This window comes from Mucilaginibacter agri (genome assembly GCF_009928685.1).
Taxonomy (GTDB): Bacteria; Bacteroidota; Bacteroidia; order Sphingobacteriales; family Sphingobacteriaceae; genus Mucilaginibacter; species Mucilaginibacter agri.
In genome coordinates this window covers 120,764-136,684 of record NZ_WWEO01000040.1, presented here as the reverse complement: position 1 = coordinate 136,684, position 15,921 = coordinate 120,764, and the positions used below count along the sequence as shown (strand labels likewise).

13 protein-coding genes are annotated in these 15,921 nt (G+C 43.3%); 5 read left to right on the top strand and 8 right to left on the bottom strand.

Annotation, left to right across the window (positions count from 1 at the left end; all coding sequences use genetic code 11):
- Positions 1-11: 11 nt before the first annotated feature.
- Both hscA and GSY63_RS06465 read left to right on the top strand, forming a co-directional pair.
- Positions 12-1,868, top strand: a complete 1,857-nt coding sequence (gene hscA / locus GSY63_RS06470; protein ID WP_166584973.1) for a Fe-S protein assembly chaperone HscA — start codon at positions 12-14, stop codon at positions 1,866-1,868.
- 169 nt (positions 1,869-2,037) lie between these two features.
- Positions 2,038-3,189 carry a tetratricopeptide repeat protein gene (locus tag GSY63_RS06465; RefSeq protein ID WP_166584972.1) on the top strand — a complete coding sequence of 384 codons (1,152 nt, stop codon included), beginning with the start codon at positions 2,038-2,040 and terminating at the stop codon, positions 3,187-3,189.
- Here the strand turns inward: GSY63_RS06465 and GSY63_RS06460 are convergent.
- A complete protein-coding gene (locus GSY63_RS06460) occupies positions 3,186-3,770 on the bottom strand; it encodes a riboflavin synthase (RefSeq protein WP_166584971.1) in 585 nt (194 codons plus the stop codon). The two genes, GSY63_RS06465 and GSY63_RS06460, sit on opposite strands and share 4 nt — an antisense overlap.
- Before the next feature lie 192 nt (positions 3,771-3,962).
- Between GSY63_RS06460 and GSY63_RS06455 the strand changes: the two genes are divergently transcribed.
- Positions 3,963-4,421 carry an NUDIX domain-containing protein gene (locus GSY63_RS06455; RefSeq protein WP_166584970.1) on the top strand — a complete coding sequence of 153 codons (459 nt, stop codon included), beginning with the start codon at positions 3,963-3,965 and terminating at the stop codon, positions 4,419-4,421.
- A 238-nt stretch (positions 4,422-4,659) separates the two neighbouring features.
- Here GSY63_RS06455 and accC read toward each other — a convergent pair whose 3' ends face one another.
- The 5 genes from accC to GSY63_RS06430 form a co-directional block, all read right to left on the bottom strand.
- The gene (gene accC, locus GSY63_RS06450; protein WP_166584969.1) at positions 4,660-6,144 is read right to left on the bottom strand and encodes an acetyl-CoA carboxylase biotin carboxylase subunit; all 1,485 of its coding nucleotides are present in this window, start codon (positions 6,142-6,144) and stop codon (positions 4,660-4,662) included.
- Between the two features lie 190 nt (positions 6,145-6,334).
- Positions 6,335-6,862 carry a GNAT family N-acetyltransferase gene (locus GSY63_RS06445; RefSeq protein ID WP_166584968.1) on the bottom strand — a complete coding sequence of 176 codons (528 nt, stop codon included), beginning with the start codon at positions 6,860-6,862 and terminating at the stop codon, positions 6,335-6,337.
- Positions 6,863-6,872: 10 nt separating this feature from the next.
- A complete protein-coding gene (locus GSY63_RS06440) occupies positions 6,873-7,400 on the bottom strand; it encodes a c-type cytochrome (RefSeq protein ID WP_243749168.1) in 528 nt (175 codons plus the stop codon).
- Positions 7,401-7,491: 91 nt separating this feature from the next.
- Positions 7,492-8,331: an SDR family oxidoreductase gene (locus GSY63_RS06435; protein ID WP_166584967.1), complete on the bottom strand. Its 840-nt coding sequence runs from the start codon at positions 8,329-8,331 to the stop codon at positions 7,492-7,494.
- A gap of 187 nt (positions 8,332-8,518) precedes the next feature.
- On the bottom strand, positions 8,519-9,604 hold the full coding sequence (locus GSY63_RS06430; protein WP_166584966.1) for a DNA topoisomerase IB: 1,086 nt from the start codon (positions 9,602-9,604) through the stop codon (positions 8,519-8,521).
- 303 nt (positions 9,605-9,907) lie between these two features.
- Between GSY63_RS06430 and GSY63_RS06425 the strand changes: the two genes are divergently transcribed.
- Positions 9,908-12,853: a hypothetical protein gene (locus tag GSY63_RS06425; RefSeq protein ID WP_166584965.1), complete on the top strand. Its 2,946-nt coding sequence runs from the start codon at positions 9,908-9,910 to the stop codon at positions 12,851-12,853.
- A gap of 82 nt (positions 12,854-12,935) precedes the next feature.
- Here GSY63_RS06425 and GSY63_RS06420 read toward each other — a convergent pair whose 3' ends face one another.
- Positions 12,936-13,949, bottom strand: a complete 1,014-nt coding sequence (locus GSY63_RS06420) for a threonine aldolase family protein (RefSeq protein ID WP_166584964.1) — start codon at positions 13,947-13,949, stop codon at positions 12,936-12,938.
- A 70-nt stretch (positions 13,950-14,019) separates the two neighbouring features.
- Here GSY63_RS06420 and GSY63_RS06415 point away from each other — a divergent pair, with 70 nt between their 5' ends.
- Positions 14,020-14,661 carry a hypothetical protein gene (locus GSY63_RS06415; RefSeq protein ID WP_208094476.1) on the top strand — a complete coding sequence of 214 codons (642 nt, stop codon included), beginning with the start codon at positions 14,020-14,022 and terminating at the stop codon, positions 14,659-14,661.
- A 1-nt stretch (position 14,662) separates the two neighbouring features.
- Here the strand turns inward: GSY63_RS06415 and GSY63_RS06410 are convergent, their stop codons facing one another.
- The gene (locus GSY63_RS06410; protein WP_166584962.1) at positions 14,663-15,871 is read right to left on the bottom strand and encodes a glycosyltransferase family 87 protein; all 1,209 of its coding nucleotides are present in this window, start codon (positions 15,869-15,871) and stop codon (positions 14,663-14,665) included.
- Positions 15,872-15,921: the final 50 nt, after the last annotated feature.

Below are 15,921 nucleotides of genomic sequence, written 5' to 3'. Positions count from 1 at the left end.
AGTTTTACACCATGGCTAAAGTTTCTATCAACCTGGCAACAGGTTCATTGCAGAAAGAGGATATTATCGTAGGTATTGATTTGGGTACAACCAACTCGTTGGTAGCCTTTATCAACCCCGACAAGCAACCGCTGGTAATTAATGATGCCGGTAAAGGCGTGTTAGTGCCCTCGGTTATCCACTTTGGGCAAACGGGCGATATTACGGTTGGAAATGAGGCTAAAGATTATTTAACTACAGACCCTACAAATACCATCTTCTCTGTAAAGCGCCTTTTAGGCCGCTCGTACAAAGACATTGAAAACTATCAGGACTTTTTCTCATACAAGGTAATTGATGACGATACGGAAAGCCTGGTAAAAATTAAAGTCGGCGATAAGTTCTACACCCCTATCGAACTATCGTCGCTGATTTTAAAAGAACTGAAAGAGCGTGCCGAGCATGCCCTTAAAACCCCGGTAACACGCGCGGTAATTACCGTGCCTGCTTATTTTAACGATTCGCAACGCCAGGCCACCCGCGATGCCGGTAAACTGGCAGGGTTGGATGTATTGCGTATAGTTAACGAGCCTACCGCGGCGAGCCTTGCCTATGGCATCGGCTTAAACCCCGAAGAAACTAAAACCGTTGCCGTATACGATTTAGGTGGTGGTACGTTTGATGTGTCTATCCTGCAAATTCAGAATGGCATTTTCGAAGTACTGTCTACCAATGGTAACACATTTTTGGGTGGCGACGATTTCGACCGTGCCATTGCCGATTACTGGATTGCAGAGAACAAGATTGATAAAGCCACCCTCGAAAGCAATAGCGAGCTGGTTCAGCAAATACGTTTAAAAGCCGAAGAAGCTAAAAAGTCATTTGCGCACCAAAGCATTTTCATCGAGAAGATCGGCGAGATCTGGTGCACCATTGATCGTGCTAAGTTTGAAGAACTGATCTCGGGCAAAGTGAATGAAACCATTGATGCCTGCCGCAATGCGCTGAAAGATGCCGGTTTAACAATAACTGACATTGATGAAGTGATTATGGTGGGCGGATCAACCCGCACGGCTTTGGTTAAGCAAAAAGTTGCTGAATTTTTCGGCAGAGCTGTACACGATGATGTAAACCCCGACGAAGTAGTTGCGCTTGGCGCTGCCTTACAAGCCGATATTTTAGCCGGTAACCGCAGTGATATTTTATTGCTGGATGTAACCCCCCTCTCTTTGGGTATCGAAACCATGGGTGGTTTAATGGATGTTATAGTTCCGCGTAACTCTAAAGTGCCTACCAAAGCCGGCAGACAGTATACTACATCGGTTGATGGCCAGGTTAACATGAAGATCACCGTTTACCAGGGCGAACGCGACCTGGTAAAGGAGAATCGTAAACTGGCCGAGTTTGATCTGAAAGGCATCCCAGCTATGCCGGCAGGTTTCCCTAAAGTAGATATTAACTTTTTGCTGAACGCGGATGGCATCCTGAAAGTTCAGGCCGTTGAACTACGATCTGGCACTAAACAAGAGGTTGAAGTAAAACCAACCTATGGTATTACCGACGATCAGGTAGAGCAAATGCTGATTGACAGTATTACCCACGCCAAAGACGACGTTGCCCAGCGCATGCTGATTGAAGCCCGTACAGAGGGTGAACAACAAGTATATACCGTTAATCGATTTATCGAGAAAAACAGGGAACATCTTTCTATAGCTGAAATTACGCAGACAGTTGAACATGTTAAAGCCCTACAGGAAGCGTTAACCGGTGGCGATAAAGATATCATCCACCAAAAACTGGATGAATTGAATGATTATACCCGCCCATTTGCTGAGCGCGTAATGGATGTGGCCATTAGCCACGCCATGAAGGGTAAGAGTATAGAGTAAATATCTGATCAAAATATTAACCGTAGAGACACAAAGTACTGTGTCTCTACTTGTTTATGGCCTATCCTCCTCGCAGAAGCTCTGAGCTTTATGTTTTTGCGAAAAAAATAAAATAATTTTCTTGCGATAACGATTTATAACTAATAATTTAGTTATAAATCATCGTAAAATGAAAAACCTACTATTCCTTATTATTCTTTGCACTATCACGCTGCAATCTCTCGCTCAACAGAAGGATGCAAAAACAGATTCATTACTGGTTGAATATTACCAGACTCAGCGATATGCCGAGGCAGCAGATTACTTAAAGAAGATCTATCCCGAGCCGGTAGAGAATCCTAAGATCATCTCGCAATTGGCCTACACTTCTAACATGGCTGGCCGCTTACCCGATGCTGAAGGTTATTATCAGCGACTTTATAGTGTAGATTCAAACAATGTAGCTACATTAATTAATATAGCCAGCATCAACTCCCGCCGAGGCAATAACCCGAAGGCAATTAAATACTATAAGCGAATTTTAAAAATCGACAGTACAAACTTTAGTGTTTACCGTCAGCTGGCGACATTATCAAAAACTACCGGCGATATAACAGCCAATCTCTTATATCTGCAAAAAGCCAACGCGCTTAATCCGGAAAGTGGCGATGTCGCCTACGACCTTTCTTCAGCTTTAATTCTATTCGGTCAGAATGCACAAGCAGAAAAGATTTTGGACCGCGCATTAAGCGCAGATACTGCCAATATATTATTACTAGATGGAAAAGCGCAGGTTTGTTATACGCTCAAAAAGTATCCGGAAACCATTAGCATTTGTCAGAAATTGATAGATATGGATGCCAAGACATCACAAATAGTTAGCTACAAGGGGGTATCTGAATTTAATTTGAAGAAATATGCCGACTGCCTGATAACCTTTCATGCGCTCGACTCAAGCCAGACCCAATCAGAGACTTCACATTACTATATGGGCATGAGCTACAAAGCCCTAAAGCTAGATACCAAAGCAATATACTATCTACAACTTGCTATCGACGATGCGATTTCGCCAAACACCAATAGTTATTATAGCGAGATTGCTGATTGCTATGACAGGCTACATCTGCCAAGAAAGGCCCTTACAGCCTACCAACGCGGTTTAACTTTTGGCGAATTGCCAATGGTTTATTACTCCATGGCTGCCATATACGACACCAACCTGAAAGATACTGCACAAGCTGTGAAGTATTACAAAAAATACCTTACCGCCAAAAAGGATGCCGACAAGCAGAAAAACTATATCGACTTTACCGAGAAACGTATCGTAGACCTGAAGCGTTAGCGTTGCATTAAACGCGCAACATATTTGCCTATAATGTCGAATTCGAGGTTAACGTTATCTCCGGCTTTAACGCTGTGCAGATTGGTATGCTCGTGCGTGTAAGGGATAATGGCGACTGAAAAACCGTGCTCAGTTGAGTTAACAACGGTTAGGCTGATGCCGTTTACACAGATCGAACCTTTTTCTACAGTAACATTGCCAACAGAAGGGTCATAATCGAAGGTGTAGATCCAGCTGCCGTCCATATCTTCTACTGAAGTACAGGTAGCAGTTTGGTCAACGTGGCCTTGCACAATGTGACCATCCAGACGGGCATTCATTTGCATACAACGCTCGAGGTTAACTACCTCGCCGGTTTTAAGGCTACCGAGATTGGTTTTGTTCAGGGTTTCTTCAATAGCGGTAACCGTATGCAGGCCATCAGCCAAAGCCACAACCGTAAGACAAACGCCGTTATGCGCCACCGATTGGTCGATCTTTAATTCGGTTGATATGGTTGATTGAACGGTGATGTGCAAATTACCCTGATCGTGTTTCAGATCGGTTACGGTGCCTAAAGTTTCGATAATTCCGGTGAACATAATATGGAGCGCCGCGAGGCGGATTGATTTGTTGCAAAACTAAATATAATCACGTTAGTTTATCAATCACTAATTTGTCATTTCGAATGATAGGAGAAATCTTATACGGTAAATAAAGTTAAAAAAGCAGGGCGAAGAAGATATCTCGCTAGCGCTCGATATGACAAGTTTTATATTTAGTAATAAAAAAACATGCCCAAACAAAGCGCCGGAATACTAGTCTACAAAAATATTGATAACCAACTGCAAGTTTTCCTGGTGCACCCGGGAGGGCCTTTTTGGGCTAAGAAAGATGGGGGCGCTTGGTCTGTTCCTAAAGGCGAATTTTTGGACGATGAAGATCCGTTAGCCGCCGCGCAACGAGAGTTCACCGAAGAAACCGGGCAAAGTATAGACGGTAATTTTCTCGCACTAAAACCTGTAAAGCTCAAAAGCGGCAAGCAAGTATATTGCTGGGCGGTAGAAGGCGATGCTGATGCCGACAATATTGTAAGTAATGTTTTCCAACTGGAATGGCCGCCTAAATCAGGTAGGTTAATTGATGTACCAGAAGTTGATAAAGCAGCCTGGTTTGATCTGAATACAGCAAAAGAGAAGATTAATATTGCTCAGGTAGCGTTTATTGAAGAGTTGGAGGCACTGGTGCTTTAATTTGTTAATTTGACGATTTGGTAATTTGTTTATGTTCAGTAACGATCCGCCCGATTATCGAACAATCCAGCGCGGTGGCCCAGACAGAAAAAAGCTTCCATGCTCAAGCCCTACGCTGGGCCCGCTTTTCTGTCTGGCCACCGCGCTCACTAAACTCGTTGGGCATTCTAATAGGCGTTTCTTTTTCTATCCTTGATCTGACTACATTAACAAATTGCCAAATTAGCAAATCATTAAATTAAATCGCTCTCCTGTTCTTAACCCAATTACTACCACCACCATTATGTACAACGTTAACCGGGGCTGTCGACTTTTCGCCCAGCAATCGCTCCGTCAACAATGCAGCTATTAGCACTTCATCATCTTTGTGAACATCCAATACTTCCGGATTAAAATACTTCTTAACAAAATGTGTATCAAACTGTCCGCTGGTAAATGCCTCGTGCTGCATTACAAACTTACCGAAACCAAGGGTAGTTTTAATACCGGTGATCTGGTACTCGTCTATAGCACGGATCATACGTTCTATAGCTTCCTCGCGATTGGCTCCGTAGGTAATCAGCTTGGCAATCATTGGGTCGTAATAGATGGGGATTTCCATACCTTGCTCAAAACCATCGTCTACACGTACACCGGGACCTTTTGGCGTAGTGTAGGTTTGCAGGGTACCAATATCGGGTAAAAAATTATTCGCCGGGTCTTCAGCATAAACACGCAGTTCGAGTGCGTGGCCGCTTATTTTAAGATCCTCTTGTTTAAAGCTAAGGGTTTCGCCGCGTGCTATTTTAATTTGCTCCTTAACTAAGTCGAGGCCGGTGATGAGTTCGCTTACCGGGTGCTCTACCTGCAAGCGGGTGTTCATCTCCAGAAAGTAGAAGTTTAACTGCTCATCCAAAATAAACTCCACCGTGCCAGCGCCGGTATAGTTTACCGATCGTGCAACGTCCACCGCACAACGGCCCATTTCGGCGCGAATTTCTTCAGTTAGTACCGAAGACGGCGCTTCTTCTATCACCTTTTGGTGGCGGCGTTGCACCGAACACTCCCGCTCGAACAGGTGGACAATATTGCCATGCGTATCGCCCAAGACCTGGATCTCGATATGCCTTGGCGATGATACATAACGCTCTATAAAAACCGAACCGTCTCCAAAAGCCGAAGTGGCCTCAGAAACTGCCAGTTGCATCTGCTCTTCAAAATCATCGGCCTGCTCTACAATGCGCATCCCCTTACCTCCGCCGCCTGCGGCGGCTTTAATTAGTATCGGAAAACCAACTTCAATGGCGCGGAGTTTGGCATCGGCTACATCTGTAATGGCCTCTTCCGTGCCAGGCACCATCGGAATATTGTATTTCAAAGCCGCAGCCTTAGCCGAAAGCTTGTTACCCATAATTTCCATAGCCTCGGGCGATGGGCCGATCAATGTTAAACCAGCCTCACGTACCATAGCTGCAAAAGCTGGATTTTCTGATAAGAAACCATAACCGGGGTGGATAGCCGTAGCACCGGTTTGCTTACATGCAGCAATAATTTTTTCGCCAACCAGATACGATTGGTTTGCCGGGGCCTCGCCAATAAAAACGGCTTCGTCGGCATAACGCACATGCAGTGCGGTACGGTCGGCGGCCGAATAAACAGCCACAGTTTTGATCCCCATTTCGCGTGCAGAACGCATTACCCTAATGGCAATTTCGCCTCGGTTAGCTACCAGAATTTTTTGCATGATAGTTTCAAAGTTAGCAGAAGAGATTAAAGAAACAAGAGCCGCTGGGAGAATCAAGAGACAAGAATCAGGAATCAAGATTTTACCTTCTATGTCATATTGAGCGTCAGCAAAATATTTTCTTCCCCATGTTAATTCGAACCTGCATATTGAAGAAGATCCTTCACTACGTTCAGGATGACAATTATTATTATAGCCCTCTCCCTTGGGGAGGATTGGGAGGGGTTAACTCCAACTGAAAAAACTTCAGATCTAACCAACGGTCGAACTTATACCCTACCTGTTTAAAGTGGGCAACTTCGGTAAAACCTAAAGAAAGATGCATGTTAATGCTGGGAAGTGTATCTGCGTCGATACCCGCAATTAGGATATGCAGGCCGCTTTGGCGTGCTATCTCGATAAGCGCTTTAATAAGCGCTTTGCCAATGCCTTTGCCACGATGCTTTGAAGTGATATAAACAGAATGTTCTGCAGTGTAGCGATAACCGGCACCGTTACGGAAAGGCCCGTAGCTGGCAAACCCGGCAAACTCATTGTCCCATTCGGCAACAATTACGGGATAGCCTGCCTGCACCCGGTCGCGGTACCAGGTACTGCGTATATCAGGCGTTTGCGGAACGTCCTGATATACGGCAGTGGTATGGATAATGGCATCGTTGAACACCTCCAGGACGTCGGTAAGATCAGCTTCTGTGGCCTGCCTTATTGTTAATGCCATTGGTTTAATGTTAGCGTCCGTTGTTAGGCGGGGTTGTTGGCGGCGGCGTACCTGGAGGAGGCATAGGCGCTCCGTTTGGTGCTCCACCCGGCGGCGGGCCCATACGCGGTGGCGCAGGTGCATCAACCACTTCAGGATGTGCTTTACCGTTATGGCAGGTATAGCAATTGATGCCGGTATTGGCAATCATACCCAACGAATCCTTCTCGGCCTTGAAATATTTTTTGTTGATAGAAGCGGTCATTTTATACATCTCGCGGGCCATGTTCTTCTCTGGTTTAGCGTCACTTGCCCAATCCATTTTCTTGGTCTCGGGATTTGGCGAATGACAGAAATTACAGCGAACACCTAATGAGTGAGCCCACTCATCCATAATATGATCAACCTGGCGGAAGGTAAGGTTTTTAGGCAATACCTTAATGTTGGTCAGCTTAGGCTCCTCTTTCGGCGGACCGGGTTGCACGGCCGTCATGGCAGAAAGCACCACTACAGACGACAGTCCGAGTGTTACCATCAATTTCTTGTTAATAGGGATCATAACTATGTTTATCAGTTGAAACACCTAAATTAATAAAACGGTTTCACATTACATTACTATGACAATATAATATTTTTATTACAAGAGGGCATTAAATACCTGTTAACCTTTTGCTCATATCCCACAAACGTTCGCGGGCTTCTATATCTTTAGCAGCGGAAGACATGGTAGCGGGCTTGCTTTTTATAAAGTATTGACCGGTGAATTGCTCAATTCCCTGCTGACTTGCCAGGTAAATAGACGTCTCCGCTCCTTTTGCAGGGCTAATCATAAATGGCCTCGAAAGCCATTTGATCAACTCACTAAATCCGGATAAGCCCTCGCCGAAGTTTGTGTATACAACACCTGGATGCAATACGTAGCTGGTTATCCCCTGGGCGCCGTATTTATCAACCAGTGATTTAGTAAAATAAATATTAAAAAGCTTTGATAATGCGTAGGCCCTTATCTCGCTATATTCTTTATGCTCAAACTGGGCATCGTTAAGCCACTCGGGTTTAGCAAGGCGATGCGCGGCCGAACTTACATTAATAATACGAGCCTGTCCGTTTACGAGCAGCGGCATTAAACTCATGGTAAGCAAAAAATGCCCGAGATGGTTGGTAGCAAATGTTTTCTCGAAACCTTCGCTTGTTTTTTGGTGCTGATCAAAAATTCCACCTGCGTTATTGATCAATACATTAATAGCGGTAAGCTTTTTTACAATACTACTCACTGCGGTGCGTACACTTTCCAATTCAGACAGGTCGCAGGGAATAACATACACAGATCGATTACCGGTTTGCCCAATAATTTCATCCTTTAATTGTTCGCCCTTAACCGTGTTTCGCACCAATAAATACAACGCATGATCCTTTTTTGCTAGAGCCAGGGCAGTTTCTTTACCAATACCCGAAGTAGCCCCCGTAATTAAAGTAGTTTTTATAGACATAGAGGTGCGTTTAAAATTGGATCGAATTCTTTGTACTTTTTGTTTGCCTTGTTAGGGGCACAAAATGCACGCCATTATTAAACCACACTAAAAAAAAATTTAAAATGAATAGCCTGCCCAGCATAAGTCGGGCGACAGAATGGATAGTGAAACAAATACACTTTTAAGGGAAATACTTACACAATGATTAGCTGGCTACGGCCAACTTTTCATGTTCTAATATTTTCAGTAAAGCCCTCTCGGCATTATTAAGCTCCGAGGCTTTTATATCTTTTTCTTCGTCCAGATCTTCAATGTATTTGAACAAAGTGCCTGCCTCGTAACTTTGTATCACCGTTGGGTGTACGTAATACTTTTTACATACCGTACGGGTATTGCCCAGGTTAAGCGCAACTTCATCCAACACACTGATTATCTTTTTTCGGCATTCCGACTGGTTATTAAACTCCCCTGCTTCTTTAAAAGCATATAAGCTGCTCACACTGCCGGCCCAGGTGCGGAAATCCTTGGCGGTAAAATCTTCGCCGGTAATGTCTTTAAGGTAAGTATTAACATCGCCCGATCCTACAGAACAGCGTTTGCCTTCTTCATCATAATATTGAAACAACTCTTTGCCGGGTATATCGCGGCATTGCTTAACCAGTCGCGCCAGTTTTCTGCTATGAAGATCTATTTTATGGTAAACACCCTTTTTACCCTTAAACTCAAACTTAATTTGTGCACCTTCAATCTTTACATGCCTGTCTTGCAGGGTTGTTAAGCCAAACGATCCGTAGAGTTTCTTGTACGATTCGTTACCTACCCGGATGCTGGTTAACTCCATCAGCCGAACGATGAGCGCTACCACTTTATCATGATCGAGGTTACGGCGGGACAGATCTTTATCTACATGTTCGCGTATAGTTGGCAAATAACCCGCGAAAGCCTGCAGCCGATGGTATTTAGATTGGTTGCGGATCTGATTCCAGCCCGCATGGTATCGATATTGCTTACGCCCGGCTGCATCAACACCGGTAAATTGCAGATGACTGTTTTCGAAAGGAGAAATCCAAACGTTAGTATATGCAGGCGGAATTACCATTTTGGTAAAACGCTGTACTAATTCCTTATCTTTTACCAGCTTACCATCGGCATCGTAAAAGCTAAAGCCCTTGCCGCTCTTTTTGCGGGTGTAACCAGGTGCGCTGTCGGATACATAACGCAGGCCAATAGCTTTGGCTGTGACTTTGGGGTCGCGGCCTATTTTTTCGAGTTTTTTTACGAGGCGATTCATAATGGTAGTGTAGTGAGAGAACAACAAAGTATAGTAGCATAAGTTTCACCGTTATATAACCCTTTCCTCAAAGATTATTCCGCTGAAGTATTATCATGATTATGCAGTTTTTAGAAATTTTGGAATATATATTATTATTATATACATTTAAAAACCAGTCATAACCGATAGATTTCTTATAACCTGCTATAACGGATGTAATATTGTTATCCTTTCGGCGTGCGACTGGTTAATTAACTATACCTAAAATTTATCACTACATGCGTGCTATCAATTGTGCGTAATGTTCAGAAGATTACCCATATGCGAAAATCTTTAGAAATCCTCCGGTTTAGATTGATATACTGCTTTCAAGCGCAACACATTTACAAGGCCAAGGCTGCAACTAAACCTAAATCCACTCTATATATTTCATTTATTAACATATGCGTTTTAATTATTTTTCTCGGCACTTACTGCACTCCCGCATTTTGCCAATCAAGATTTCTGCGTAGTGAGCTTAAGGAATTATCGATAAGGTCGGACAGTTTAAACAATTTAACCCCCACAGAAAAGCTTTACCTCCAGTTAGATAAACCTTATTATGCCCTGGGCGATACCATCTGGTTTAAAGCGTATTTATTAAACGCTGATCTATTACCATCTAACAAAAGCCGCATCATTAATCTTGATATAGCTAACGATAGTAATAAGGTTATAAAACACTACAGGTTTGCGGTGGCAAATGGCATTAGTTATGGTAACATCAGCCTCAACGAAAAAGACGGATTTACATCTGGCACTTATACCATTCGTTCTTACACCAACTGGATGCGCAATTTTGGCGACAGCTATTTTTTTTATAAAAGCTTCTACGTCGCCAATGCTCTCGAAAACAAATGGCTGGTAAATAGTAAGGTAAATACGTCTGCCATAAATGGAATCAGTACCGCAGATGTAAAATTGCAGCTTAGAGATATTTATAACAGACCAGTAATTGCTGAAGATCTTCAGATAAGAGGAATAAATGAGTACAAGGACTTATTCAACCAAAAATATCAGACAGTACCCAATGGGGAGTTAGATGTAAAGTTTGCTATTCCTCAAAAAATAAATGGGTTAGCTATAATAGCCGAAAGTAAAAAAGTTAAGAATAGGTCAGTTATCCCGGTTATTTTAAATCGCGTCGAGAATATAGACGTTCAATTTTTACCAGAGGGCGGCAATCTTGTAGCTGGATTGCCTGCTCATATTGGGTTTAAAGCAATTGGGGAAGATGGAAAAGGTGTAGAAATCTCGGGAATGGTAATCGATAATGATCAAAGACATGTGGCTTCCTTTAAAACATTGCATAAAGGTATAGGATCATTTTACTTCGATATAAAACCAGGACAACGCTATGTAGCCAAAGTAAATTTACCGGGTGGAATAATTAAAGACTACTTGCTACCGGCAATAAAAAATTCGGGAACAGTTTTAAGTATTAAAAACCTCTTAAATAGTGATTCTTTAGATGTTATTGTTTCCGCTACCAATGATTTAATGCAAACCGGCAACAGTTATTTTTTAACTGCCAATGCGAGGGGCGTAATTTGTTACGCGGCCGTAGTAAGCTTCAATAACGAAGAACATAGAATTAAAATTGCGAAAAGCTTATTCCCCTCTGGTATAGTACATTTCACGCTTCTAACTACTACAAAACAGCCCTTAAATGAGCGGCAAGTATTTATAGACCATCACGATGATTTGAATATAAGTTTTGTTGGGGACAAGCCCGAATACATTTCGAGGGATAGTGTCGCCTTATATATCAAAGTAAGCGACCATGATGGTAAACCGGTTTCGGGTAATTTTTCACTCGCCGTTACCGATGATGCGCAAATTAAGATTGATACACTAAACTGTGAAAACATACTTACCCGGATGATGCTGACGTCCGATCTAAAAGGACATGTTGAAAATCCCTTATATTATTTTAATTCAAAAACAACAGAAAGCTGGCAGGCACTTGACAATCTGCTGCTTACCCAGGGCTGGATTGGATATGATTGGCAACAAGTTCTTGCGCCTCCGCCCATAAATTATCAGCCAGAAACAGAATTTACCGTTAAAGGAGGCGTCTACAATTTTTTTAATAAACCAGTTAGGGGCACTAATGTACTGTTGCTTTCCAAATCGCCCGCTATATTAATGGAGACTAATACTGATAAAGACGGCAAATTTATTTTTAATAATTTTCCAAGGGTGGATACAGCCGTATTTGTTTTAAAGGCTGTAAATAAAAATGGAAAAAGTTTTAATGTGGGCATTAAAATGGATGATAACGCGGACCCGGCGCTAACCCAAACAAATTCACCATTAATAACGCCATGGTATGTAAACAGCGATACCACCTTGTTAAATTATATCCGTAATAGCGAATTAGCAGAACAGCAACGTGATTTACCTCATAGTGGACAATTATTGAAAGAGGTAAAAATTACCGCAAAGAAAATAGTAAATGATTCGGAAAATTTAAACGGCCCGGGAAACGCTGATGTGGTACTTGATGAGAAAGACCTGGAAGCGGCCGGAAAAAAGAACTGGTTGCAATTATTGCAAGAGAACATTAAAGGGTTTAGAGAAGGTGCATCTAATACCAGCGAGCATAAAACGGTTCATGAAGGCGGTTTAGCAAGAGACATTGTTGTGAATAAAACCTCAATTTCATATTTTGCCGGATATAAAAAAATAGTTTTTATTGTTGATGGAATGCAGCTGGATTCCGTTTTGTCATTAGAGACACTAGCAGATTACAGGAATTTTTTCACATCGCACGATGCGGAAGATATTAAAGGGATCGAAGTAATTGTTTCTGGTAAATACACCTCTAATTACTTGAGAAGGTTTGTAATTTCGGAAACCATATATGAACCTTGGAAGCTGGACTATGCCTTTGTGGAAATCACTACCCGTTCGCGCAGCGGTCCATTCTTCAGCTACACCCCTGGTTTATACTTATACAAGCCGGTATCCATTAGCTGGCCTAAACAGTTTTATAAGCCCAAATATTCAATAAAAGATCCAGCCAGGCAGTTAAATGATCTGCGTTCCACCATCGACTGGGAACCCTTTATAACTACAGATAACACAGGCGAAGCCGTCGTCTCTTTTTATACCGGGGATAGATCTGCAAACTACACTTTAATAATTGAGGGTATCGATAGAAACGGAAATTTGGGTTATAGGATTGGCAAGATGAGTGTTACGAAACCAAAGGAGATCAATTAAGAAAGTATTAATTGATCTCTTTTGAAATTTATTGAGAGCAGTCTCCATTTTCCCGACTGCTACGGCAACTTTAAAACTGTTGCTACAAACTCTTCAGCACCTGCACCGTATACTCCACCTGCTCGGGGTGAACATCTAAGTGGGTTACAAAACGGATGCGGTTTTTATCGGTACTATTGGCTTTGATACCTTTTTCTTCGAGTTTAGCCAGTATATGATCAGCCGGCTGAACGGTATCGAATAACACGATATTAGTTTCGGCGGGCATTACGTTGGTTACCCAATCGCATTTAGCCAGTTCTTCCGCCAGAACTTGTGCATGTGAATGATCTATTTTTAAACGCTCTACATGATGATCGAGCGCATAAATGGCTGCGGCGGCCAGAAAACCGGCCTGGCGCATGCCCCCGCCCAATACCTTACGGATACGGCGGGCATATTTAATAGTTGCTTTATCGGCCAGTAACACTGATCCTACAGGCGCACCAAGTCCTTTGGATAAGCAAACCGAAACACCATCGAAGTATTTACCATAATCACCCGCCTTATCGCCAGTATGGGCAAGCGCGTTAAAAATACGGGCACCATCGAGGTGTAATTTTAAATCGCGCGACTGGCAAAGCTCGGCAATGGGTGCAATCTGATCTAAGGTATAGCAACTGCCGCCCCCTTTGTTTACGGTATTTTCGAGCACCACCAGGCTGGTGTGCGGATAATGGATATTTTCGGCGTTGATCTCTGGCTCAATCATATCGGCAGTAAGGATGCCCCGGTAGCCATTTAGCAAACGCGTTGATACGCCCGAGTTAAAGGCTATACCCCCACCCTCGTAACGGTAAACGTGTGCAGTTTGATCTGCAATCAACTCATCGAGCGGTTGGGTGAAGCATTTAATGGCTATCTGGTTGGTCATGGTGCCCGAAGGGCAGAATATGCCGGCCTCCATCCCAAACATGGCTGCAGCTTTTGCTTCTAGGGTATTTATTGTTTCGTCCTCCCCAAAAACGTCATCCCCTACCTTGGCGCTCCACATGGCTTCAAGCATGCCGGGGGTAGGTTTGGTTACGGTATCGCTGCGCAGATCAACAGTTATCATAATTATTATAAAAGTGCGTTATTTGTGTATGTTAAAGCTTATGCGTCCAATTTTAATCATTTTATTTTTCATGCTGAGCGTTGTATCAGCAAAATCACAAAAATGGCAACCCGGTACTTTTACCGATAATAAAGATAACCAAATGACCGGGCTTATCCAGCCCTATCCATCGGGCAAGGGGCCGGTTAAAGGCCAGGCATTTATTGTTTTTAAATCAAACAAAGACGCCAACGAAATGAAGTTAAGCGCGGGTGAACTCAAATCGTTTACAGCGGGTAAAGATAGCTTTGTGGTGGCGCACCCTTCCATGGGCGAAGTTTGGCCCAACGAGTTTGATTTTGTACGCGTGGTGCTCGATGAAGACCTTAAACTGTACGCCTATCAAGGCAGCAGCAAAGGCGGTAGCGGTGTACATGTTGCTCCGGGTTTGGGTGTTGGCCTGGGCACCGGAGGCTTTGGCAGCTATGCGGGTGGTGGCGTGGGCATTTCATTTGGCGGCGGTGGCGGTAGCCGACGCACGCTAACCTATTATTACGGTGCTAACCCTGCCGAACTTGTTTCTGTTACCCCAATGAATTTTGAAGATATTATGCAGGAAATTATGGGCGACGAACCGGACGTGGTAGACCGTATTCGTGCCCATCAATACAATTTGGGTAACATCAATAAGTTAATCGATTACTTTAACCAGGTAAAGGCATCGCACAAGTAGGTTAGGCAGCAACCATATCTTCTTCGCGTGTTTCAAGAACCCGCTCCATGTCTGCGTTATCCTCGTTTGGTACAAAGTCTTTAAACAGTAGTTGGTACGAGATCATCCCCCAAACAATAATGCAAGGCCATGCTTTCATCACGTATCTGTTGATATAACCTCTGCGGATAAGTGCAGGCATAGCATCAGTTGGCCCGAGGCCGGTAATAACTAATAACAGCACCAGTAAGGTAATATTAGTTCGGCTGAACGGTTTATCCTGCATCAGCATCCATAAAAATGCGCCCGGAACGGCTATAATATACGTAGGGTGCTCAGATCCTGTACTAAAGATCACTACCACAATCAGAGCCGAGCATAATACCTGCATCCTGAATTTCAACGATGCATATTGTTTAAACCTCAGCAGTGCGGCTCCGAAAATGGCAGCTCCTAGTATTAAGAAAGGGGTATTTGGAATGTTTTCGTTTCGGGTGAGATGGCGTACGGTCCCCATCAGGCAGATGTCCTGCGATGAGCCTAGTCCAACATTGAACCCATTTTTCTCGTGCAGCGAGTGAAACCAGTCGGCATAAGATTGTATTATGAAGTGTGGACTGGAGATAGCCATTGGCAGTGCCAGAAATACGACAAACCATAGGGCTGTACTCCAAATAAACTTCCACTTGTTTTCTGCGAACAAGAAGAATACGAAGCCCACTACAGGGTAAAGCTTTATAAGCGTACCCAACACAATAAACAGCGTTGCCCACTGCTCCTTTTTACGTTCTACCAGTACAAAACTGAAAAATATAAAGGCCGTGACAATCGGATTAAATTGGATATAGTGCTCGGCATTGGCAAATTCTATGGCACAGAGCAGCAAGAGCAGGTTTCTATTTTTTTGGCTAATGGGGAGCAACTGGATGGCCCAGATCAGGATAACGGCATTAAGTACCGACCACAACAAGAAGCCCCATGCATCGGGCATTACAGCCATTGGAGCTACCAGCACGCTAAATACCGGGCCGTAATGGTTAGAGTCGACATACTCGGGATAGTAGTTGTATAAGTTCTTTTCTGCTACCGTGTGATGGTATACATACTTAAAAATCAGGTAGTTATTGTACCGATTATGGAAATATTTGTATTGCCAGCAGAACGCAGCTACTGCGATCCAAAGCAGGCACACCAATCTATAGTTGGTTAAAAAGGGGATTTTTTTAGTCACTGTAACGAAACTGTGACAAAAATAGAAATCGTTTTTAATCTCGCAATGCC

Bases quoted from the DNA above. Each gene is read 5' to 3' on its own strand.
- hscA (WP_166584973.1), top strand. From the start codon at position 12: ATGGCTAAAGTTTCTATCAACCTGGCAACAGGTTCATTGCAGAAAGAG.
- GSY63_RS06425 (WP_166584965.1), top strand. From the start codon at position 9,908: ATGCGAAAATCTTTAGAAATCCTCCGGTTTAGATTGATATACTGCTTT.
- GSY63_RS06460 (WP_166584971.1), bottom strand. From the start codon at position 3,770: ATGTTCACCGGAATTATCGAAACTTTAGGCACCGTAACCGATCTGAAA.
- GSY63_RS06415 (WP_208094476.1), top strand. From the start codon at position 14,020: ATGCTGAGCGTTGTATCAGCAAAATCACAAAAATGGCAACCCGGTACT.
- GSY63_RS06455 (WP_166584970.1), top strand. From the start codon at position 3,963: ATGCCCAAACAAAGCGCCGGAATACTAGTCTACAAAAATATTGATAAC.
- GSY63_RS06435 (WP_166584967.1), bottom strand. From the start codon at position 8,331: ATGTCTATAAAAACTACTTTAATTACGGGGGCTACTTCGGGTATTGGT.
- GSY63_RS06465 (WP_166584972.1), top strand. From the start codon at position 2,038: ATGAAAAACCTACTATTCCTTATTATTCTTTGCACTATCACGCTGCAA.
- accC (WP_166584969.1), bottom strand. From the start codon at position 6,144: ATGCAAAAAATTCTGGTAGCTAACCGAGGCGAAATTGCCATTAGGGTA.
- GSY63_RS06445 (WP_166584968.1), bottom strand. From the start codon at position 6,862: ATGGCATTAACAATAAGGCAGGCCACAGAAGCTGATCTTACCGACGTC.
- GSY63_RS06420 (WP_166584964.1), bottom strand. From the start codon at position 13,949: ATGATAACTGTTGATCTGCGCAGCGATACCGTAACCAAACCTACCCCC.
- GSY63_RS06430 (WP_166584966.1), bottom strand. From the start codon at position 9,604: ATGAATCGCCTCGTAAAAAAACTCGAAAAAATAGGCCGCGACCCCAAA.
- GSY63_RS06440 (WP_243749168.1), bottom strand. From the start codon at position 7,400: ATGATCCCTATTAACAAGAAATTGATGGTAACACTCGGACTGTCGTCT.